Below are 22,678 nucleotides of genomic sequence, written 5' to 3'. Positions count from 1 at the left end.
AAAGGCGCCTCAGAGAAGTGACGTCCCACTCTCATGAGTTGCAGGCGCGGAAGCCCGACAAGACAGGCTGCTTCCCATGTTTCCATGCTGAGTGACAGGACGCGTTGAGGCAATGGCTGAATCACGGCGACCTCGTCTTCATTCGCGACAGGAAGAACGCAGATCCGACGGACCTGAGGAGAGCGAGAACGAGAGCTTCCTGCGAGTGATGAGGCGAACAAGTCACTCAATCAGTTTGGGTAACTCACAATCCTTAAGTGGGGGCTCGTCTTGCGGATGCCGACCGCCTCGCATTCGCAAGGCGTCCCCGCAGTTGCGACGACGATCCAATATTCTTTAGGGCCAGAAGGGCGTCGTACCGACTTGCAGTGGGATGATCGCCACGCATCGATCGCGGATCAGGGGTGTAGCTAACGCCCAGGTATAAGAGACAGCTCGTGACTTCAGCTGGCACAGAGAAGTACATCTACCCGCAACGCCGCTTTGAGTTGCATTGGAAGGAAAGCGTCAAAAACCTGCTGCGCCAGGCAGTTCAAGCACTTTAACAGCATGTTCTCGACGCCTTGCGGCAGGTGCTAAATATTCCAGCCGCGAGTTGTGATTCTCCATGGCCAGATGCACGACTCTTGATTGGAATGGAACTATCCGCCGAGCTCTTGGGCATGCGTCGTCATATCGACTTGTGACGCAACATTCGAAGTCGCTTGATCGACAAGTATGTGACCAGGTTCCCTGATCAGCTCGATTGACGGACTACGGAACACGAAACACGCGATGCCATCGTTGCTGGGGATGTTGTCGCTTCGAACAAGGAGTCCAGCAGCGCTCATTACGAACTAGGCAAGCGCCGCGGACGCCCGTAACGGGGCAATCCTGCGTGAGCCGCTAATCCGAACGCTTGTCCCTGATCGCCGAAGCCGCGTTAGTGGCCGAAGCGAATCGACCCTTCGCTCCGCCGTTTCTTCGGCGGCTTGGCCTGCCGACGCCGACGCGCCGGCAGGCCAGATGTCGTTGGGCATGAAATCGACGGGACTGCTGTTCGGGCTAGAGACTAGGCGGAACTCTCCTCACCCGCGCTCCATGCGCATCCCAGTCAGGAACGCACCATGACCCGCAAGCTTTCACACATTTGCCGCGCCGCGGCGTTGGGCTTGGCCCTCTCGTTAGTCGGAGCTCTCTCGCTAGTAGGAATCAGCGCTAACGCGCAGACCAACGCTGTCGGTTCTGGCGCCTGGGACTCCGCCTCGACTTGGGACGCCGGCGTTCCGGCGATCGGAAACTCGGCGTTCATCAACGGCGGGCACACCGTCACGCTGAGCACCATCGCGGACGCCGACCTCGTGGACCTCGGCGCCGTCGCCGGCGAGACGGGGACGATGGAGATTACCGCGGGCGCCAACCTCTATGTCGCCAACGCCGGTAATCCGGCTGACTTCCCCTCGACGATCCGTATTGGTCAGGCCGAGGGATCGACCGGCGTTCTGAATATGAGCGGCGGTGAGGTGTTTATCGATGGCGTCATCCCCAGCGGCTTTGGCATCGGCGACCTGCTGGTGGGAGATGTCGGAACCGGCACGCTGAACATGACCGGCGGTCAGATGCTAGCGAACCACGAGATCTTCATCGGTTTGGGCGCCCCCTCCAATGGCACGGTAAACATCAGCAGCGGCACGCTTGAAGCGATCGGCGAGAATATCCTCATCGGCTTCGAAGGCACGGGAACGCTGAACATCAGCGGCGACGCCAACGTTCGGGTCGGCAACTTTGCTTTCGCTTCGTTTCTCCCCAACGCCAACGCCACAATCAATCAGACCGGCGGCACGTTCACGGTTCCCGCTGCTTTCGTCATGGGGCGTCGCGGCAACGCCACGTACACCCATTCCGCTGGCAAGTTCACCGCGAATACGTTTGTGATCGCCGACAACATCGAGAACCCTGGCGACGTCCAGGGCGCAACAGTGACCTACAACATCAGCGACGACGCTGAGACCGAGGTCGCGTTGAATACGGTTATCGGCGCCTTTGCGGGCGGCGATGGCACGGTCAACCAGACCGGCGGCACGTATAGCTCCGGCAGCATCATGGTCGGTCGCGATGGCCAGGGGACCTGGAACATCAGCGGCGGCGTGCTCAACCAAACCGGCACGGACGCCGTTGCCGAAGTCAACAACTTCTTCGTTGGCCGCGTCGGCTTCGTCGATCTTCCGGGGTCGGGTCAGGGCGCCGTCAATCAGACCGGCGGCGAAGTGAACATCGCCACAAATGTCTTCCTCGGCGACTTTGACCAGTCTTACGGCGAGTACCGGATTGGTGGTGGATCGCTCGACGTTGTCGGCAACGTCCACATCGGCGCCGCACTGGCGAGCAACGCCCCGGCCGACGACGTGCGAGTCGAGCCGACCGGCCCAGACGACGCTCAAGGCCAGGCCCTCAATGCCAGCGGCGCGCTGATTGTCCGCGGCTCGGCGGCGACGATCGAGATCGGTGGCAACCTGCTCGCGAACCCCGCCGACAAGAGCGACTTCCGCAGCGACGCCTCCGGGGCGGGCCGCAGCAACTCGGCCACCCTCGGCTTCGAGATCCTCGACAGCAGCGGCGTCAGCTTGATCAGTGTTGATGGCGTCGCCGACCTGGACGGCGCCGAGATCGACCTCGATCTGATCGATGGTTACTTGCCGACGGTCGGCGACACGTTCGACCTGATCACGGCTTCGTCCTTCGGTGCGACGGGCACGGGGACGACTCAGAACGTCGGCACCGGCAAGGACTTCACACTGGCGTCGGAAGACGTCGGCGCGTTCGACCTCGAGGTCATCTCGGGCGGACTCGGCGAGATCCTCCGGGCGACGTTCCTGTCGGCGCCGATGCTCGCCGGTGACTACAACGACGACGGCGTTGTCAATGCGGCCGACTACACCGTCTGGCGTGACAACCTCGATTCCTCGGTGACCTTACCGAACGATGAAACCCCCGGCATGGTTACGTCCGAGGACTACGACGTGTGGGCGAACAACTACGGCGCTGGCGCCAGTTCATCGCCGGGCGTCACGATCCCCGAGCCGGCTACTTGCGTAACCGTGGTGCTGGGCGCCCTAGCGGCGCTTGGCCGTCGCAACCGCGGCTAGCCGAAGGGGAGCGACAAGCTGAGACGATTAACGACACGACACATCGCCTCGCCGGACTTCCGGCGAGGCGCCAGGGCGTGAGTCGAATAACTGAACTCGATGTTACGCCGCGAGCATTCGACCGCGGCGCCGAGGCCGGGGCAAACCTGCCGGGCCTCCATCAAGCAATGCGGAGAATAGCAGACATGGCCGTCCGACCAACCGATAAGCGTCTTACCGCTCGCCCCGGCGACGGCTTCACCTTGGTGGAGCTGCTGGTCGTGATCGCGATCATCGGGATCCTGGTGGCGCTGTTGCTGCCTGCGGTTCAATCGGCGCGCGAGGCGGCGCGACGGGCGCAGTGCACCAACAACATGAAGCAAATCGGCATCGCCCTGCACATGGCGCATGACTCGCACGGCGGGATGCCCCAAGCGGCTGGTTATTATCCAGGAGAGGACCCGACGGGCGGTTCCGCACTCCCTCCGCCTGAAATCGTCAACGCCACCACCGGTCCTGCAAAACTCGGTTCGATTCAGTATCACCTACTCCCCTACATGGAAGAAAGTGCTCTGCATGACTCAATGCACGGCTGGACGATGAACTTCTTCAATTCGGGAAACTCGGGACCACCTGCTCCCGTGGTCTACCGATGTCCCTCAGAGACATCAACAGCGGACGGCGTCGTCGGGCCGATGGACGACGGCAGAAGCTGGGGGGGAGGCAACTATGTCGCTAACGTCCAAGCCTTGAATCACTGGTGGAACAATCCGTCGCAATCGCGGATTGGCAGCGGAGTGGGAACGATCGACGAGCCACTCTTCCGCAGCACCCATTCCCAGCCGCGGCCGCTCACTCATCCCCAGTTCCGCCACATTACCGATGGCACCAGCAAAACGATCGCCTTCGCTGAGCGTTACGCCCTTTGCGGGGTAGAAATGTCGTATGACTCGGGGCGGACGCACTGGTTAGGAACGAGAGCGGTGCAGTTCGACAACGTCTTCGCCTGGAACGATCAGTACAAGCGGCGTGGCGTTCCGCAACTTGAAGGCAAAGACGACTTCCTCAACACCATGGACGTGCCGCAGATCGCCCCAAGCCCACAAAACTGCAACGACCTACTCACACAAACGCCCCACCAAGCCATGACCATCTTACTTCTCGACGGAAGCGTCACGAGCATCGCCGGGGATATTGATTTTCTCGAGTGGCGTCATTTTGTGCTGCCTACCGACGGTATGGACCTCCCCCCGGGCGGATGATCTTTCAAACTCTCGTAGCGCCAGAATCGACCAACACAACCTTAAGCAGTTCACGAATGTTCTCTGATTACCAAACGGCAGGTCTTTCTCTATTGATCTTATTGAGTCCAGCATGGCTCGGCTGCGGTGAAGGTCCTAAGTCGCCCTCGAACCGAGCCGCGGTGTCCGGGACCGTCGTTTTTAATAGTGCGCCGCTGCCAGCAGGCACGATCGGGTTCAAGACCGCAGACGGAATGACGAGTTCTTCGGCCAAGATAAAAGATGGGCAATTCTCCACCGATCGCGCGCCCCTCGGTGAAGTGCTGATCACCGTCAGCACCAAATCGGTCGCGGTTGGTAATCCCAGCGCGTACGTTGCGATTCCCGAACGCTATGAAGACCCGACGACTTCGGAACTAAAAGCCACGATCACGGCAGAAGGCGCCACGGACCTGAACTTTGCTTTGGAAGAGTAGCACCAACCGATAGCTCAGTGCGTGGTCCGTTTGCATGCAGGTGATGGCCCGCCCTCTCGCCGCCCCGCGGGGTGTGGCGGCGAGAGTGGCGGGCCTTCTTTGTTTAGCCCCGTACATCAGCACGGTGGGAGGCGTCTCCAGACGCCGATTACGCGCACCACACCGTTTGGGGATGGATACCGTAATCGGCGTCTGGAGACGCCTCCCACAGTTGGGCGGAAAAGAAAAACGCGGCGGGCCGCGAGTGGCCCGCCGCGCGTTGTTAGTTGACTTTCGAGAACTCTAACCGCTCACTCGAGGCCCGCTTCGATCTCCTCCAGCGAGACGCCGAGCACGGCTTGGGCGACGCGGTCGAGTTCGCTGCGGTCGCCTTGGAAGTGGTAGGTCTCGGAGACATGCTCGCCCGACTTGCCGGGCTCAAGCGCCAAGGCGGGGCTTGAGGTCTCGATCTCGTAGAACGGCCCCAGCGGCGGCGCGCCGGGCTCGGGCGATCCGTCGTTGTAGGCGTTGATAGTGTCGCCCGCGAATGGCTCGTCTTGGATCTCCCACATCGAGTTCACGTAATCGGTGACCTCGTCGCCGGGCTTGCTGTACTTGACGATGGTGAGGATGTCCCGCTCGGCGTCGAAGCTGCCGGCGACGTCCTTCGCCCGCCGCGGCGGCAGGCCGATCTTCGAGCGGTGCTTGCCGTCGGCAGAGAGGTAGAGGACGTCCTCCTGCACCTTGAGGCGGTCGGCGGGAACCTTGCCGAAGTACTCGTCGTTGACGATTACGCCGAGCTCTTCTTCCGGGCCCGGTTTGAACGGCACGACGATCGTAGTCTCCGGCCCTGGCTTGTACATGCCGAGCAGCCAGATCGAGAGCATGCCCGTCTCTTTCGTCCAGGCCGTGTCACCGGTGTTCGTGACCTTGTTGACCGTGCGGTATCCGACGAAGTTCAGCTTCCCCGGATCAACGCCGAGCGAACCGGAGGCGTCGTCGGCTGAGATGACCTCGACGTCGCGATCGATCCGCAGAGAGAGCTTCGTGCCGGAATAGTTGGTGAGCTCGGTTTCCTTCTTAAAGGAGACCTTTGTGTCGGACTGATCGGTGACATCGAAGGGCTCGGTGTCGATCGGCGCCGGGGTTTGCCAGTCGGCGAACTCGAACTTGGCGCCCGGCGCGAAGTAGATACTGAACTGCCCGCCCTCGGGGCCGAGCCAGAAACGCTCTTCGCCGCCGTAGACGTTGATGTGTTCGGCGACCTCGCCCGACTCGACGTGGGAGTAGTTGATCCAGCCGAAGCTGACGCCATCGCCGCCCGTCGCGGACGAGGTCATCACACGGCCTTGATAGGCGGGCGTTACGGCGACCCTGGCGTCGCCGCTCTTGCCCTTGAGCACGATCGTCTCGGCGTGCTTCTTGAGGAAGTCGACGTCTTCTTGAAAGGTCTTCTCAGCGCTCATGACACCGGGAGCATTTTTTGTCGTGGAAGCCGTGGGTTCACTCGAGACCGGATCGGCGCAGCCCGCCGCGGCAAGGGCGGCAGCCGAGGTGAACAGCCAACGCCGCGCATGGCGAGCTGGCTCCAGGGGGGAATCAGACATGGGAGGTTCTCGTACCGAGGAGGGGAAAAGACGCAGCGTTGTGATCAGAGCAGCAACGAAAGGCCGCGCGGTTCAATCGTCCGCTGCTATCGGGTCGTCCACAATCGCCAGCACATCGGGCCCTTTCGTTTTCGCATTCTTGTAGGCGATGTCGCGGAACGCCCGAGGCGAGCAGCCGAAACGCTTCTTGAAGACGCGGGAGAAGTAATAGGGGTCGCTGTAGCCGACCTTCATCGCGATGTCGCTGACGGAAGTCGGCTGCGTGAGCAGCAGCTCGACCGCGCGGTTGAGCTTGTGCCGCGTCAGGCACTGGTTCGGGGTTTCTTGCCCGAAGCGGCGGAAGAGGCGACAGATGTAGTTCGGGTCGAGGCTGATTCTGGCGCCGAGGTCGTCGAGCGTGGTGATCCTGGCGAAGTCGCTCTCGATGCAGGCGATCGCCCGCTCGTAGGCCTCGGCGCCGGCGGTGAGTTGGCTCGCCGAAGGGAGCACCGCCTCGCTGGCCTTGAGCAGGATCAGCTCGAGATACAAGGCGGTGATCTCTTGGTGGAGCTTACCGGTCAATTGCCCGTCGCTGATGAGGCCCTCGAAGAGCGTTTGCATGGTCGCGATGTCACGCATCCAGCGAACGACGCCCGGCGCGATCGCCAGCGTGAGGTCGGGCTCTTCGGGGGGCGCCGACGACTTCACGACTTCGTAGGCCGCGAAGTACTTCGTCATCGACTCGCGCGGGCCCGTCCAGATGTCGTGGGCCATGTTCATGCGGTAGGAGAAGATCATCCCCGGGAAGAGGTCGTGCGTGACCCCCTCGGAGCGGAGCTTCCCCTTGCCGTCGATGACGAACTCGACGAGCACGCACTCGAAGTCGGTTCGCGCGACGTGAAACCCGGGCAGGCAGCGCTCGCGTCCCGCGCAGAGGAGGCGGAGGCCATCGTGCACCAGGTACTTGGCGCCCTGGCCCTGGAAGCAGTAGCGGGCGTCGGTTACGGCGGTCGCCAACGGGATGACCTGACCGGTCCCTTGACGCCGCCCGTCGCTGCTATTGCCGCCGTCCATGGGGCAAGGATAGTCCAGGCTGCGCATCGGGGCAATTGCGCGGCCGGTTTAACGGCAGCGGAAAACCACCACCATTCCTGCTAAGATTCCGGTCGTGGTGTTTTTCCGCGGGCGTCACGCCCGCTAATCGGCAGAAGCCGACAGGTGCTAGATTGTCTATCCTTGGGCCCCATTTATCCATGGGCGCTGCGGGCCACGCTGATTGCAATGGATGGTGTCGGAAGGAAAGCCGATATCGGAGCCCAAGCGATCCGATCGCCAGTCGGCCTTCTCGCCCCTCGTCACGCTCACTCACTCCGCTCGATAGCGATCGCTAAAGCGGTTCAGCCAAGGGACGGTCACTCCCTCCCTGTGCGAGTTTGCGCCAAGGCGGCTCGCATGGCTCCTACGAATTGAAAAGAACACGGTCTCGCCGCCAAGCGGAACTTGACGGTGACGCTACCGGGGGCGGTGGTCGCGACCTATCGCGGCGGACGGCTCTCTCACCAGGCGGGCGGGTAAACCGCCCCGCACTCAATCTCCCTTGAAACCATTTCCGCTACCCGCGGATGCAGAAGAGGCCCTGTGATAACTATGGCGACTGGAACCGACACGACGATTCCGCACGACTCTAAGACCGTGCTCTTGGTCGCCAGCGGCGACCTGCGGCCGTCGGCGAACCAGCAGTGCTGGGAAGCCCAACAGGCGATGGAGCGGGCCCTGCAAGTGGCGATCGAGGAGCAAGGCTACCGCCTCGTCCGCGCGCACCCCTACAAGGAAGACGCCAAGCACGGCTTCATCGCCAGCCAGCGTGAAGGGCTCGAGGTGTTTCGTTCAATCCCGCCCGACGCGCCGTTGATTGTCGCCGAGGCCGTATGGCAGTACTCGCACCATGTGCTGCCGGGGCTGACAACGCATCGGGGCCCGATCCTGACCGTCGCCAACTGGTCGGGCCAGTGGCCGGGCCTGGTTGGCATGCTCAATCTCAACGGCTCGCTGACGAAAGCGGGCGTCGCCTACTCGACGCTGTGGAGCGACGAGTTCACCGACGCCTACTTCACGGCGAAGCTCGGCGATTGGTTGCGGACCGGCATGTGCGTCCACGACGCGTCGCACGTCAGCGACCTCGCCGTCGATACGGTCCCCGCCGACGCTCGTGAGCTGGGCAAGTCGCTCGCCGACGAGCTCCGGCGCCGCAAGGCGATCATGGGCGTCTTCGACGAGGGGTGCATGGGGATGTTCAACGCGATCATCCCCGACCGGTTGCTCAACGCCTCCGGCGTCTTCAAGGAGCGGCTCAGCCAATCGGCTCTGTATTTCGAGACGACCCAATCGTCTCCCGAAGAGGCCGACGCCGCCCGTGCCTGGGTCGAGCAACGGGGCATGAAGTTCCACACCGGACCGACCCACGAGACCGATCTAACGGACGAGCAGCTCCGCCTGCAGATGCAGATGTATATCGCCGCGGTGCGGATCGCGGACGACTTCGGGTGCGATCTGATCGGCATCCAGTACCAGCAGGGGCTCAAGGACCTGCTGCCTGCGAGCGACCTTGTCGAGGGGATGCTCAACAGCACCGCGCGACCGCCGGTCCAGAGCCGCGACGGCAAGCGCGAGCTGTTCGCCGGGAAGCCGGTCCTGCACTTCAATGAAGTCGATGAATGCGCCGGGCTCGACGGGTTGATGATCCAGCGTGTGCACGACGAGCTCGGCTTGCCGGTTGAGACGACGCTCCACGACCTGCGCTGGGGCGACGTCGACCGTTCGGGCACGACCGACGAGTACGTCTGGGTGTTCGAGATCTCTGGCTCGGCGCCGGTCGAGCATCACGTCGGCGGTTGGGCGGGCAGCGAGGGCTATCGTCAGCCGCCGATGTACTTCCCCAAGGGAGGTTCGACGCTGAGTGGCGTCGCCAAGCCGGGCGAGATTGTCTGGTCGCGGGTTTACGTCGAGGACGAGGAGCTGCGGATGGACATCGGCCGCGGCAAGGCCATCGAGCTCCCTGGCGAAGAGACGCGGCGCCGGCTCGACTCGACGACGCCGCAGTGGCCGATTATGCACGGCGTGCTGTACGGCGTGTCGCGCGATCAGATGATGGCCCGTCACAAGGCCAACCACATCCAGGTGGCTTACGCGTCGGACGCCGAGTCGGCCGACGAGGCCCTGCTGGTGCGCGCCGCCATGGCCGATGCGCTCGGCATGCGTGTCGCGGTTTGCGGGACGCGTCTCGATGGGACTCCTTGGGTTGAATTGACAACCAAAGGCTCCGTAATAGCGGCAGAAGTTTCTTAGTTTTAGCCACCACCTATGCGATAATTCGGTCCTGGTTTCAGGGCGCGCGTTCGCTGGGAACGAACCAAGTATCAGGCGGCGCCCCGAGGCGCCCTCTATCCGAAAACCAAGCTCAACCCACAGGCGGGACATCCATGATGCTTAAAGCTTTCAAACACCTGTTGCTGACGGGCGTGGTCGCCGCGATCGTCGCCCCGGCGTTCGCCGCCGAGAAGGTGAGCCTCACCTCGCTGCTGAGCGAGATGACCGATCGCGACGCGCTGGCCCGCTTCCCGGCGCCGAGCTACACGTGCGCTCAGTCGAGCAGCTACGACCGCGACTCGACTTCGCCCGACGACGAGGACACGTGGTACGCCAACTGGGACCGCAGCCAGTTTGTCCGGATCGAGGAGAAGGACGGCCGCAAGGAGTACGTTCTGCACGACGAGGACGGCCCCGGCGCGTTGGTGCGGTTCTGGGCGACGTGGCACGGCCCGGAGGGCGGCCCGTTCAGCAACGGCACGCTGCGTGTCTACATCGACGGCGATGAGAAGCCGGCGATCGAGGGCTCGGCCCAGGAAGTGATCGACCAGGGACTCTTGGCCGGCGGTCCGATCTCGCAAGGCGTCTCGCCGCAGACCGAGTACGCCCAGCGTGGCCACAACCTCTACCTGCCGATCCCCTACGCCAAGCACTGCAAGGTGACCTACTCGACCGACGTCCCTGTCGATCGCGGCGCCCGCAAGGGCGAGGCCCTGTACTACCAGATCAACTACCGCACCTACGACACGGACGTCGAGGTGGAATCTTTCACGATGGATCGCCTCGAGTCGGCCAAGGGCAAGGTCGATGAAGCCAACAAGAAGCTCGAGGCCGCGAAGATCGAGGAGTCTAGCCTGGAAGTCGTGGAGGCCGACGGCGAGATCGCCCCGAACAGCTCGCTCGAATCGCTGACGATCAGCGGCCCCGGCGCCATCCGCTCGATGCGTCTGAAGCTCGACGCCGAGGACATCGAGCAGGCCCTGCGTTCGACCGTTCTTGAGATCAAGTTCGACGGCGAACCGACCGTCTGGGCGCCGGTCGGCGACTTCAGCGGCATGGGCTACAAAGTGCGTGAGTTCAAGACCTGGTACACGGGCGCCGAGAAGGACGGCACAATCTATTGCAAGTGGGTGATGCCCTTCGAGAAGGAGGCCGTCATCACGCTGCACAACGTCGGCGACCAACCGGTCAAGGTCGTGTCGGCGGAAGTCCAGCACAGCGACTGGGACTGGGACGACCGCTCGATGCACTTCCATTCGACGTGGCGACAGTACACCGACGTCGCGACGCGCGGCGACAAGGAGATGGACGGCGAGAACGCCTTCGACGTGAACTACGTCACCGCCGATGGCAAGGGCGTTTACGTCGGCGACACGCTGACGCTGTGCAACGGCGCCGCCGCTTGGTGGGGCGAGGGTGACGAGAAGGTCTACGTCGATGGCGAGTCGTTCCCGTCGCACTTCGGCACCGGCACCGAAGACTACTACGGCTACGCCTGGTGCCGTCCCGAGTTCTTCACCGCGCCGTTCCACGCCCAGCCGGAAGGCGGCGGCAACCTCGTTGGCGGCTACTCCACCAACAGCCGCTACCGTTCGCTCGATGCGATTCCGTTCAAGAAGTCGCTGAAGTTCGATATGGAAATCTGGCACTGGGCCGACACGAAGATGAACTACGCCCCGACGACGTTCTGGTACGCCCGCCCGGGCGCCGAGAGCAACGTCGAGCCGGCGCCGAAGGACGCGGCCCTGCCTGTCGCTCGCATCAAGACGGACGTCGCCCCGGCGTTTCGCGTCGAGGGGGCCATCGAGGGGGAAGACCTCAACGTCGCCAAGAAGAGCGGGGGCAAAGTCGAACCGCAGGCCGGCGGTTTCGGCTGGAGTAACGAGCAGCAGCTCTGGTGGATGGACGGCGATGCCGGTGACAAGCTCGTCCTCGAGTTCGACGCCGAGAAGGCCGGCAAGCAGAAGGTCACCGCCGGCATCACGAAGGCGCCCGACTACGGGATCGTCAAGCTGAGCGTCAACGGCAAGCCGGCCCGCACGCTCGACCGCTACGCCGAAACGGTCGGCCACACGCCGGAAGTGCTGGGCGAGTTCGACCTCAAGGACGGCGTCAACGAGTTGACGGTTGAGATCGTCGGCGCCAACCCGAACGCGATCCCGCGGTGGATGTTCGGGCTCGACTACTTGAAGGTCGAATCGGCCGACTGATCCGTCGAGCCGTCGATAGCGTCTTACTCGCGCGGCGTGTCGGCAGTCGGCGTGCCCGTCACGCCGCGCGAAATATCTACAGCGGAGGTAGCGGTGCGGCAGCGGAGTGGTTGGGCGATCATGGCGGCGTTTGCCGTCGTCGCGTTGGTGAGCTCACCAGTGGCGGCAGGAGAGTCATCCGCCACGGATGACGCCATCTGGGTGCGACCGAGCGGCGGGGCGGAAGAGACGCCCGTTTGGGGCCACCGCGATGGCCTGAGGGTCGGAATCGCTCCCCTGCCCGGCCCGCGCGGGCTGCTGCGGGTTTACGCCCCTTACCTGGGCGATCGTGATCGACACGTCATCAACTACATCGCCATCGAGCCGGTCCCACAGGGACAAGAAGCGCGGGGGCTATCCGAGCTCGAGTTCAGCGAGCTTGATCAGCAGCGCGGCAAGCGGTTTTGGAGCGTCAACGATCCGGTCGACGCCACGCCTCGCGACGACGCGGCGCCGGCGACGGGCGTTGTGAATCAAGTCGATGGCGTTTCACACCTGCAAGTGTTCATCCAGGTCGAGCGATTCCTGAATGGCGCGCATGTCTACGCACGGCTGACCTTCCGCGAAGATCAGCCGCATGCCGTTGGCGTTGCGTTGTTCGCGCACGAGGACTCGCGACCACTCTCCAAATGTATTGCGACCGCGACGATGGGCAACTACGCCCGGGTGCGTGAATTGCACCTAGCCGAACGCGTCGTGGAAGCGGGCGGCCTTTGGCCCGACTACCGCGGCGACGGGTTCACGCCGCATGCGCGTTTCCCGCTCCAAGAGCTGAAACGCACCGCGAACGGCGCGGCGTTGGCCTCCGTGACCCCGGACGAGGCGTCGCCGCAAGACGCGCCGCTCGCCCCCGGGACGAGAGGTCACTGGCGTTACCAGGGGCTGAGGGCACGGCAGAGCTGGCGGGTTGCCGATCCGGCCGCGGAGCTCGAAGTGCTTGTGAACGGCCGCTTCGCCTACTGGGCGAGTCAGGCGCCGATCCCGGGCGGCATCGCGTTCGAGAACTTCGAGATGGTCTCGCCGTTCCGACAAGGTGAGGAGTTCTGCTTCTCGGTCGACCCACTGGACGAAACTCCGACACAAGCCGCTCCGACAACGCCATAGCGGCATCCTCTTCTTTCGTACTCTTCGACCCCTATCGCTTCGATGACGATGAAACCGACATCCCCTTCCGAGCGCAAGAGCGAGACGGTCCCCCCCCTCCGCCAGGGAATCGACCGCCGCCAGTTCGTCCAGAGCCTTGGCCTCGGCGCGGGGATGGCGATGCTGCCGTCGTTCGGCTACGCGGCTGGGGCGACCAGCCGAGACGGTCTTCATCCGGACCATCACGTGCCGGTGGACAAGGGCCTCTCGAAAGAGTGGGTCTCGTCGCTCTACGAGCGCGGCGGGTCGACGTGGTTCTCCGGCGACGACCTCAAGACGATCGGCATGCCAATCGGCGGCGTAGCGGCGGGGCAGCTCTATCTGACGGGCGACGGCCGGCTGATTTACTGGGGGATCTTCAACACAACGCAGGACACCGGCCCCGGCGGCATCAACTACAAGGTCGGCCGGACGGCCGACCAACTGGCGTATCGCTCGAAGGGATTCGTCCCCGCCCCGAACATTGCGCAAGGCGCCGTGCTCCGCACAACGTCTGGCGGCAAGACACAGACGCGCACGCTCGACAGCGAAGGGTTCTCGAGCGTCAAGTTCTGCGGCGAGTATCCGATCGCCAAGGTCGATTTTGCCGACGCCGACTCGGACGTTGCGGTCTCGCTAGAAGCCTGTTCGCCGTTCATACCACTGAACGCCGCCGACTCGGGCCTGCCGGTCACGATCCTCCGTTACACGCTCACCAATAAGGGCGAGGCGCGTACCGAGGCGACGATCTCCAGCTGGCTAGAGAACGCCACACTCTACGACGGCGCCGGACAGTTTGTCGGGCAGGCGGAGCGACGCAACCGCGTCCGACGGGACGACGCCTTCACGGCCGTGATTGGGTCCGTTGAGGAGCTGGAACACACCGAGGAGCCGGTGGAGCCGCCGGTGGTGTTCGCCGACTTCGAAGCGATTGGCTATGGCGATTGGAAGGTCGAAGGCGAGGCGTTCGGCAAGCGGCCCACCAAGGGACCGCTGCCCCATCAGAACGTCGTCGCGGGGCACCAGGGCGAAGGCCTGGCGAACAGCTTTGTCGGCGGCGATGACGCCCGCGGCAAGCTGACCTCGCCGGAGTTCACGATCGAGAAGCCGTGGATCGGTTTCCTGATCGGCGGCGGGGCATTCCCGACGACCACGTGCATCAACCTCATCGTCCAAGACGAAGTGGTGAGGACGGCGACCGGGGCCAACAGCGAACTGCTGTCGGTGCAGAATTGGAACGTTAGCGATTTCGTCGGTCAGCAGGCTCGGATCGAGATTGTCGACGCGGTAGGTGGGCCATGGGGGCACGTCAATGTCGACCAGATCGAGTTCCGCGACGGACCGATGGCGGAGCGCTCGGCGCCGCTGCGGCGCCGGCCGGACTTCGGCGGCATGGCGCTGGCTCTGCTTGGCGACGGCGACGGCGACGCGACCGCGAGCGTTGACATTGGGCGCGAAGACTTCGCCGCCGTCGCCGCCGATAGGTCTGGTGATGGCACATCCGATGCGCGGCGATCGCTCGATGCCCGTCTCGTCGGCGCGGTCGGCACGTCGTTCGAGCTGGCGCCGGGCGAAAGCGCGACGGCGACCTTCGTTGTCGCGTGGCGGATGCCGAACCTCTACAACGCCGGCAAGTGGGTCGGCAACGCGTACGCGACGCGGTTCCGCAGCGTGCTCGACGTGGTGCGGTACGTGGCGGACGACTTCGATCGTTTAGTCGGGACAACGAAGCAATGGCACGACACGTTCTACGACACCACCCTGCCCTACTGGCTACTCGACCGGATCGGTTCGACGCTCAGCAACCTGGCGACGAACACATGCCAGTGGTGGGCGAATGGACGGTTCTGGGCTTGGGAAGGCGTCGGCAGTTGCCATGGGACCTGCGGGCATGTTTGGAACTACGAGCATGCGATGGCGCGGCTGTTTCCTGAACTGGAGCGTTCGGTCCGTTCGATGCAAGACTTCGAACCCGAGGCGGGGTTCAACGCCGAGACCGGTTCGATCGGATTCCGCGGCGAGGGGTGGCCGCAGTGGGCGGGCGACTCGCAGGCGGGCTACGTCCTCAAGGCGTACCGCGAGCACCAGTGCGCGCCGGACGACTCCTTCTTGATGCAGTTCTGGCCGCGTATCCGCAAGGCGATGGAGTTCCTCATCGCGGAGGACAGCAACGCCGACGGCCTGCTTGAAGGCCGGCAGCATCAAACCTATGACCAGGATTACTACGGCGCCAATACGATGGTCGGGTCGCTCTACCTGGCCGCGTTGCGAGCCGCGGAAGAGATGGCCCGTGAGGTTGGAGACAAAGATTTCGCAGCGCAATGCGCCAAGATATTCGCGTCGGGCAGCAAAATTACCGAAGAGCGATTGTTCAACGGCGAGTACTTTGTGCAGGACGTCGACGTGCAAAAGCATCCGCACTGGCAATACGCCGACGGCTGCCTCGCCGACCAGCTCTTCGGCCAAGGGTGGGCCCACCAGTTAGGTCTCGGCTACGTCTACTCGAAAGAGACGGTCCGCAAGGCGCTGGAATCGATCTGGAGGTACTGCTGGACGCCCGACATCGACGCGCAGAACAAGCGACATGCGCCCGAACGGTGGTTCGCTTTCCCCGGCGAGGCGGGCCTCTTAACTTGCACCTGGCCGAAGAGCAAGCGACCCGGCCCGCCGGCGACGCGTTACTGCGACGAGGTCTGGACCGGCATCGAGTACCAGGTCGCCAACCACATGGCCTGGGAGGGCATGGTGACCGAGGCGTTGGCATTGTGCCGGGCAGCGCACGACCGGTACCACCCGTCGAAGCGCAACCCCTTCAACGAAATCGAATGCGGCGATCACTACGCGCGGTCGCTGGCGAGCTGGGGACTCATCACGAGCCTCAGTGGCTTCGAGCACCACAACTCCAAGGGAACGCTCGGCTTCGCACCCCGCATCGAAGCAGGCAACTTCCGCAGCGTGTTCACAACCGCGGAGGGTTGGGGGACTTACGAGCAGAAGCGATCCGAAGGAGAGATCAGCGCCGAGGTACAAGTTGCTTCGGGCGAAGTCCACCTAACAACGCTGCGTCTTGCGATTTCAGAAGGAACGTTGCCGGCTAAGGCCGAAGTCGCCGTGGGAGGCAACACGATGGAACTCGCCGTGACGGACACTCGAGACGGTCAAATCGAACTGCGATTCGTCGATGAGGCGATCGTCTCATCAGGCGAGAAGCTCGCCGTGCGAGTCAGGATCGCCTAGAGCAATCCCGCGTCGTCTCAATCACTATCCCCAATCCTCTCGCACGACTGACACTGTGATCACACGCTCTGCCGCCACTCTGCTGCTGCTTGCCTTCGCTGCGTTGATCCAGGCAGAGGAGCGAACAACCCGCATCGACTCGCCTGACGGAAAGGTGGCGGCGATCGTTACGACGTCCGACGTGGCGCCCTATGTCAGCTACACAGTCGAGCGCAACGGCGCCGAAGTCGTGGCTCCCTCCGCGTTGGACGTGCGACTCCAATGGATTGGATCGCTTGCCGATGGGGCAGAGCTCGTCGAAGTCGATCAAGACAAGTTCGACACAACCTCCACAATGCCCTGGGGCAAGGCGAGGACGATCCGAGACCATGGATCGACAGCGACTCTTGAGTTTCTCACGAAAGGCAAAGCCCGTTGGCGTTTGGCGTTCCGCGTCTACAACGACGGCGTCGCTTTCCGCTACGAGTTCCCGAAGCAGACGGAGCTCACCGACGTTGTTGTCGAAGCCGAGCAGACCGAGTTTCGGCTCACGGGTGACCCGAGCGTCACGTACCTGCCGCTGCCGAACTTCACCTCGACCCACGAGGGACTCTACGGGCGGCTGCCGATGTCGGACTTGCCCGAGGACCAACTGTTTGGCGTGCCGTTGCTTGCGGTGCGCGAAGATGGCGACTCGGTCATGATCACGGAGGCACGACTCCGCGACTACGCGGGCATGTACCTCGAGCGGAAGGGCGCGAGCGACGCGATCTTTACGAGTCGCTTGTCACCATTGCCGGGCAAGCCTAGTCAGTGCGTCGTCGCTACGGCGCCGCACTCCTCGCCGTGGCGGGTCGTGATGCTTGCCGATCACCCCGGCCGCTTCATCGAGAGTCAGTTGATTGAGCAGCTCAACGATCCTGCGGAGGGAGACTTCGCTTGGCTCGAGCCCGGCAAGACAACGTTCCCGTGGTGGAACGGCGAGATCGAACACGGCAAGGCCTCGACCCCCGACAACAACTTCGAGGTCAATCGGCGTTACATCGACTTTGCCGCACGTAACGGGATCGCCTATCACGGGCTGTCGAGCGTTCATGGCGACCGGCCTTGGCACGTCCAAGAGGACCCGGGCTTCAACTGGCCACGGCCCGATGCCGACACCCGCGTCGCGCGCGACGACCTCGATCTGCCGCGGATTCTGGCGTACGCGGAGTCGAAGGGCGTCGGCATTCGGCTCTGGGTGCACTGGAAGTCGCTGTATGATCACCTCGAAGAGTCGTTCGCCAACTACGAGCAGTGGGGGGTCCGTGGCTTGATGGTTGATTTCATGGACCGCGACGATCAAGAGATGATCGCGATCCAAGAAGAGATCCTCCAGGCGGCGGCTCGGCACCAGTTGCACATCCAATTCCACGGCGCCTCGAAGCCGACCGGCGAGCACCGCACGTATCCGAACCTCTTCAACCGTGAGGGCGCGTTGAACCTCGAGTTCCTGAAGTGGAGCGACACGTGCACGCCGCCGCACAACGTCAACATCGCCTACACCCGCGCGATGGCGGGGCCGACAGACTACCACCTGGGTGGTTTCAACGCGGTTGCTCGCAGCCAGTTCCAACCGCAGAACAATCGGCCCGTCGTGCTAGGGACACGCTGCCATCACCTTGCGATGTATGTCGTCTACCTAAACCCGATGCCGATGGTCGCCGACGTACCAGAAGCCTACGAAGGCGAGCCCGGTTTCGATTTCCTTGTTGACGCCCCCACGACCTGGGACGAAACCCGCTTCGTAGCAGGCGAGGATGGCAAGTACCTCGTCGTCGCCCGTCGTAAGGGAGACGCTTGGTACTTGGGTGGGATGAATGACTGGAATGCGCGCACTGTTGAACTTCCTTTGGCATTCCTTGGTAATGTGACGTACGAAGCTCGCCTCTACACGGATGGGGACCCATCTGGCAACTCGCCTAATGCAATGAAGCAACGCACCATGACAGTTGATGCAAGATCGAAGCTCAGCTTGACTCTGGCCTGCGGCGGCGGTTTCACTGCGATACTTCATCCACTGCAAGCTGAGTAGTTAGAGTAAGCCTGCGGCGTCGCTCGGAAATGTCTTCGATGACCGGCGGGCAGAACGGCAGCAGGGCGTTGAACGATCGCAGGCACGCCGCCCAGACCTCGTCGTTGTCCAGCAGACCCGCCTCGCCTAGTCGAACAGGCTGCGCCCAAAACGGGAGTAGTCACTACTCCCGTTTTGATGATTTCGGACGCCAAGCGTAGCTAACGAGAGCGTAGACAAATCCGATCTAAACTCTTACTCTCGGCGAGCTTCCGTAAGCACGGGCAGTCTCCGGGAATCCTCCGGTTCGGTCTTGCAAAACGCCAGCGGGGTGACACCCTAAGCGAACGCAAAGTGTCTAAAAGTAATAGCTGGTAACGTACTTGCGCCTACACCCAGTTGGCAAGCATTGTCACGCGTTTGCATCCGAAATCGCGCATAAACAAACCAAACGGGTGTAAAGTGACACCCACTTTTCGGGGCTCGTATCGGTCGTTGAAGGCGATCGTCGGGAAGGTGATTTGAGCCCGCGAATTTTTACTTCGGCATGCCCCGCAATGGTTCGATTCTTTGCCGTCTTGCTGTTGCTCTGGCCCTCGATTGCCCACGAGTGAAGCGACGGGGGTCACCATCTAATCGGCTTGATCGCCTATCAATTGCCGGACGACGCCGAGAAGGTCGCCTTCCAGAAATAGTTGTCGGCTCGTCCTCGTTTCGCTGAAGACTTCAAGGTGCCGGGCAATGTCACCGGAGCGGATCGTTGGAGGGCAGGACGTGCGGGCTACTGGCCGGACATCGCGTGACGCCAGCCGAACTACAATCGGCCGAACTGGCATTGGGAGGATGCCGTGACGCTCGTCATTGGCGACCGCCGCGAAGTCCAGCTGCCGAACCACGTCACCCACCTGCCACGCCTGGCGAATCTCGACTCGAAGGACCTCCACGCCTCGCAAGCGATCGCTCTCTGCCAGCGGGTCATGAGCGACCCCACAGAGACATCCTCAGACCGCGCCGTGGCTCTCTGCTAGCTCGGCCACCTGCTTGCCGAGGTCCACCAGCCTAGCCACGCCGGAGCGACCAGTCGAACTGATTAACACCAACTGGTCGGATGACAATTACGACGGCGCAGGTGACTGTCCTGACAGCTGCCTCGACTTCGCCTAGAACGCGTCGCTTGCCGCCAATTGGCGGCATACCTCAGTGGTGATCGTACTCGGCGGGGGCTTCCCAGATGACGACCGCACTGGCGATCATCGGCCGCTTTTGGTCACTATCGACTGTTAGCCTTGTCGCTGCCGACCGATTCCTAGATGGTCCCCGTTGACGATCCGCAACAAGCAACCTAACGAGGAGAGCCGTTTGGACGAAACAATCGAACAGTTCCGCATGACCCAGTTCGCGAGCGAGATCGATCTACCCGCGGGCGATGACTCGCGGTTGTCACAAGCCACTGAGGTGGTTCTGCGAGAGCTGGAGGCGACGACGCGCTGGAAGCGGCTCCGCTGTCACGAGGTCGTCCGTCATTCGCGGACCGAGGCGGGCGTTATCCACGAGCTCCGGGTGGGGAACGCGATGGAGTTTGACTGGACGTGGGAAGGCGCGCAGGCCCTCCGCCCCGCTTCGTTGCAGGCGTTCGAGCAAGCCGCTTCGACGGCCACGCCAGCGTGCGACGGGAGTGAGTTGAGCGATGACGCTGTCTGGCTTGCCGACGTGCTCGAGGTCGACGAGACGGGCGGAAGAATCTTCGTCCTCGACAGCTCCAACTCCCCGCCGTGCAGGGGCGCCTTCTACGTCCGGCCCTACGAGTTCTTGGCGTTCCTCGATCGGGTCTACCGAGCGCCTGCCTTGGCGGGCGCGCGGGCGACCCTGCCATCCCGCTTGGCGGCGGCAGAAGGGGGCGTCCATCCGGACGTGAGTTGGCCCGCGGAAATCGGCCTGCCCCTGCTCAGAGCGTGGTGGCGGAAGTCGTGGTCGGTTATATGGGGCCCCCCCGGGACCGGAAAAACCTACACCATCGGCCGCCAGGTTGCTGCGGTGCTCGAAGATCCCTCCGAGCGGGTGCTGATCGTCTCGACCACGAACAAAGCGACCGATGGCGTCGCGATGTCGATCGGCCGCGCCATCGCACGAGGGCATCGGCGGCCGATCTCGAAGCCGTCCGCCGGATCGGAAAAACGGCCAACCTGCCCGAGTTTCGCGCGGTCGGTCTGGAGGGGCTGCTGCGGGGTGCCGAGACCGAGCTCTTGGTCGAGCTGAGCGAGGCGACGGCGCAGCTGAAGCAGACACGCGATCCGGCTGGTCGCGCCGAGCTACGCCGCACGATCAAGGAGATCCGCACCCGGATGGCGGATGCGTCGCTGGGGCAATTCCTCAACGCTCACTTGCGCGTGATCACCGCGACGTCGCACAAAGCGATGATGCTGCTCAACCACGCGGATGTCGTCGATCAGTTCGATCGCGGCGCCGCTCCGTTCACCACCGTGGTGATCGACGAGGCGGGTCTGGTCTCGCGGGCGGCGACCGCCGTTCTCTCGCTACTCGCCGCGCGGCGCGTTGTCCTGGTGGGCGATTCGAAGCAACTGGCACCGATCAGCCGCATTAGCCGTGTCATCGAGCCCCTCCAGGGCCGCTGGCTCGCCAAGAGCGGCCTTTCGCACCTCGACCGGATCGACGCGTGTCCCGACGGCGTGCACGCGCTACGCGAGCAGTATCGGATGCACCCGGCGATCTGCGGGGTCGTGTCGAGCTACCACTACGGCGGCGCGCTGAGCACCGCGCCGATGGTTTTGGGACGGCAGTGCCCCTTGCCCGATCGGTTCGCCGCCGCGCCGCGCGCCATCTGGTGCGTTCTTGACCAGGCCGTCGACGACCTTCCTGCGATCCGCGCTCAGCGGGGACCGGGTAATCGCAGTTGGGTGCGCCACGCCACCTTCGACGTGCTCGAGCGGCTCTTCGCCGCGGGCGACCTGAACGATCGGCACGGACTCTTTATCTCCCCCTACCGCGCTCAGGCCAAACTCGTGGGCGATGAACTCGCACGGCAGGGACGGGGCGGCTGGTCGGCTTCGACTGTCCACAGCCAGCAGGGCGCCGAAGCCGACATGGTGGTCTTCGATACCGTCAACGCGGGAAGCTGCGGCTGGCCTTACGAGGAGTGGAAGCGGCTAGTGAACGTGGGTCTGAGCCGAGCGCGGGAGTCGCTGATTGTGCTGGCGAGCCGCGCCGAGATGGACGAGCCGTTCCTCAGTGGGCTGCGTCAACAACTGGTTCCGTGCGTGCTCCAACGAAGGGGCGACGGATGGGAGTGGGAGCGGGTCGAGTTGGCGACGGCGGCCGCGTCACCGGTCGCTGGGGCGCCCACCGACGATCGGCTGGGGAGTCAGCTCCAGAGCCGCCGTACGCTACGGCCGGTGATGTCGGAGGATCAACAGCGGTTGTGTGGGCTGTCGCTCGACGGCAAGCCGCGGCTGGTGCGGGGCGTCGCCGGCAGCGGTAAAACGGCCGTGCTCGCTAGCTGGCTGGCGCAGTCCCTCGAGCGGCTGGGCGATCGGCCCGACACGACCCTGTGGGCGGTGTTCGCCAACCGCACGCTCCAATCGCTGTTGGTGCAGTCGATCGAGAAAGCGTGGCGGGAGCGACACGCCTCGGACCCCTTGCCGTGGGAACGCGTGAGCGTGCTGCATCTGCTGGAGGTGCTGGAGGGGATCTTGCCGACGGCCGGACTCCAGGCGCGGGATTTTGGGTTCGACTACGACGCCGCCGCCGCCAAGTTCTTAAATCGCGCGGACCTCGACGCGATCGCGCCGCGGTGCCAAGCGATCTTCATCGATGAGGCTCAGGACATGGGCCCCAGCGTACTGCGGCTGCTGTCGCTGCTGGTCGAGCAGAGCGACCCCACCGACCCCAACAGCCGCTCGGTAAACATCTTCTTCGACAACGCGCAGAACATCTACGGCCGCGGCGTGCCGATGTGGAGCCGGATGGGGCTCGACCTGCGGGGACGCTCGACCGTGCTGAAGGAGAGCTTCCGCAGCACGCGTCCAATCTTCCCTCCGCCTGTGTGTGCTTCTATTTGTTGTCTTCGAAACTGCTGAGAACGATGAAGCCTCCGCAGGTCTTGTGAGTTTGCGCGAGGCCGATCGCTCTTCAAGCTCAGGCTGAGAGGATTCGAACCTCCGACCTTTGCGTCCCGAAGTGGGTCTACGAACGACCGCGATTGCCACAAGCTGTTGGTGCTTCGCTACTTCGGACAAGTTAGCCGTTGCAGAAGTTGCACGCAAGGACGC

The 22,678-nt window shown here is 63.4% G+C and carries 13 protein-coding genes; 11 read left to right on the top strand and 2 right to left on the bottom strand.

What is annotated here, in order from left to right:
• Positions 1-1,106 precede the first annotated feature (1,106 nt).
• The 3 genes from Spa11_RS12395 to Spa11_RS12385 all read left to right on the top strand — a co-directional run bounded on the left by Spa11_RS12395 (position 1,107) and on the right by Spa11_RS12385 (position 4,821).
• Positions 1,107-3,125 (top strand): hypothetical protein, encoded by a 2,019-nt coding sequence (locus Spa11_RS12395; RefSeq protein WP_145112679.1) that lies wholly within the window; start codon positions 1,107-1,109, stop codon positions 3,123-3,125.
• Between the two features lie 185 nt (positions 3,126-3,310).
• Positions 3,311-4,366 carry a DUF1559 family PulG-like putative transporter gene (locus Spa11_RS12390; protein ID WP_197529961.1) on the top strand — a complete coding sequence of 352 codons (1,056 nt, stop codon included), beginning with the start codon at positions 3,311-3,313 and terminating at the stop codon, positions 4,364-4,366.
• A gap of 56 nt (positions 4,367-4,422) precedes the next feature.
• Positions 4,423-4,821 carry a hypothetical protein gene (locus Spa11_RS12385; RefSeq protein ID WP_145112675.1) on the top strand — a complete coding sequence of 133 codons (399 nt, stop codon included), beginning with the start codon at positions 4,423-4,425 and terminating at the stop codon, positions 4,819-4,821.
• Positions 4,822-5,111: 290 nt separating this feature from the next.
• On the opposite strand, the gene Spa11_RS12380 is transcribed toward Spa11_RS12385, so the two are convergent.
• Positions 5,112-6,407: a DUF6786 family protein gene (locus Spa11_RS12380; RefSeq protein ID WP_231932915.1), complete on the bottom strand. Its 1,296-nt coding sequence runs from the start codon at positions 6,405-6,407 to the stop codon at positions 5,112-5,114.
• Between the two features lie 72 nt (positions 6,408-6,479).
• Positions 6,480-7,460 carry an AraC family transcriptional regulator gene (locus Spa11_RS12375; protein ID WP_197529348.1) on the bottom strand — a complete coding sequence of 327 codons (981 nt, stop codon included), beginning with the start codon at positions 7,458-7,460 and terminating at the stop codon, positions 6,480-6,482.
• A gap of 573 nt (positions 7,461-8,033) precedes the next feature.
• Here Spa11_RS12375 and Spa11_RS12370 point away from each other — a divergent pair.
• The 8 genes from Spa11_RS12370 to Spa11_RS12335 all read left to right on the top strand — a co-directional run bounded on the left by Spa11_RS12370 (position 8,034) and on the right by Spa11_RS12335 (position 22,486).
• Complete coding sequence (locus Spa11_RS12370) at positions 8,034-9,731, top strand: L-fucose/L-arabinose isomerase family protein (RefSeq protein WP_145112671.1); 1,698 nt, start codon at positions 8,034-8,036, stop codon at positions 9,729-9,731.
• Positions 9,732-9,865: 134 nt separating this feature from the next.
• Positions 9,866-11,962, top strand: coding sequence for a glycoside hydrolase family 172 protein (locus Spa11_RS12365; RefSeq protein ID WP_145112669.1), 2,097 nt, complete (start codon positions 9,866-9,868; stop codon positions 11,960-11,962).
• Between the two features lie 36 nt (positions 11,963-11,998).
• Positions 11,999-13,105, top strand: a complete 1,107-nt coding sequence (locus tag Spa11_RS12360; protein ID WP_197529347.1) for a hypothetical protein — start codon at positions 11,999-12,001, stop codon at positions 13,103-13,105.
• Positions 13,106-13,153: 48 nt separating this feature from the next.
• Positions 13,154-16,360, top strand: coding sequence for a GH116 family glycosyl hydrolase (locus Spa11_RS12355; protein ID WP_197529346.1), 3,207 nt, complete (start codon positions 13,154-13,156; stop codon positions 16,358-16,360).
• 55 nt (positions 16,361-16,415) lie between these two features.
• The gene (locus Spa11_RS12350; protein ID WP_197529345.1) at positions 16,416-18,413 is read left to right on the top strand and encodes a glycoside hydrolase family 97 protein; all 1,998 of its coding nucleotides are present in this window, start codon (positions 16,416-16,418) and stop codon (positions 18,411-18,413) included.
• Positions 18,414-19,240: 827 nt separating this feature from the next.
• Positions 19,241-19,420, top strand: a complete 180-nt coding sequence (locus Spa11_RS12345) for a hypothetical protein (RefSeq protein WP_145112662.1) — start codon at positions 19,241-19,243, stop codon at positions 19,418-19,420.
• Between the two features lie 331 nt (positions 19,421-19,751).
• On the top strand, positions 19,752-20,648 hold the full coding sequence (locus Spa11_RS23285) for an AAA domain-containing protein (protein ID WP_145112660.1): 897 nt from the start codon (positions 19,752-19,754) through the stop codon (positions 20,646-20,648).
• Positions 20,636-22,486 (top strand): AAA domain-containing protein, encoded by a 1,851-nt coding sequence (locus Spa11_RS12335; RefSeq protein WP_391503292.1) that lies wholly within the window; start codon positions 20,636-20,638, stop codon positions 22,484-22,486. The genes Spa11_RS23285 and Spa11_RS12335 overlap by 13 nt, the downstream gene beginning before the upstream one ends.
• Positions 22,487-22,678 lie beyond the last annotated feature (192 nt).

The sequence above is a fragment of the Botrimarina mediterranea genome (assembly GCF_007753265.1).
Lineage (GTDB): Bacteria > Planctomycetota > Planctomycetia > Pirellulales > Lacipirellulaceae > Botrimarina > Botrimarina mediterranea.
Note: the sequence above shows the minus strand (reverse complement) of the source record. Positions and strands in the feature narration are given on the sequence as shown.

Excerpts from the sequence above, each read along its gene's own strand:
- Spa11_RS12395 (WP_145112679.1), top strand. The coding sequence starts at position 1,107 with ATGACCCGCAAGCTTTCACACATTTGCCGCGCCGCGGCGTTGGGCTTG.
- Spa11_RS12390 (WP_197529961.1), top strand. The coding sequence starts at position 3,311 with ATGGCCGTCCGACCAACCGATAAGCGTCTTACCGCTCGCCCCGGCGAC.
- Spa11_RS12385 (WP_145112675.1), top strand. The coding sequence starts at position 4,423 with ATGTTCTCTGATTACCAAACGGCAGGTCTTTCTCTATTGATCTTATTG.
- Spa11_RS12380 (WP_231932915.1), bottom strand. The coding sequence starts at position 6,407 with ATGTCTGATTCCCCCCTGGAGCCAGCTCGCCATGCGCGGCGTTGGCTG.
- Spa11_RS12375 (WP_197529348.1), bottom strand. The coding sequence starts at position 7,460 with ATGGACGGCGGCAATAGCAGCGACGGGCGGCGTCAAGGGACCGGTCAG.
- Spa11_RS12370 (WP_145112671.1), top strand. The coding sequence starts at position 8,034 with ATGGCGACTGGAACCGACACGACGATTCCGCACGACTCTAAGACCGTG.
- Spa11_RS12365 (WP_145112669.1), top strand. The coding sequence starts at position 9,866 with ATGATGCTTAAAGCTTTCAAACACCTGTTGCTGACGGGCGTGGTCGCC.
- Spa11_RS12355 (WP_197529346.1), top strand. The coding sequence starts at position 13,154 with ATGAAACCGACATCCCCTTCCGAGCGCAAGAGCGAGACGGTCCCCCCC.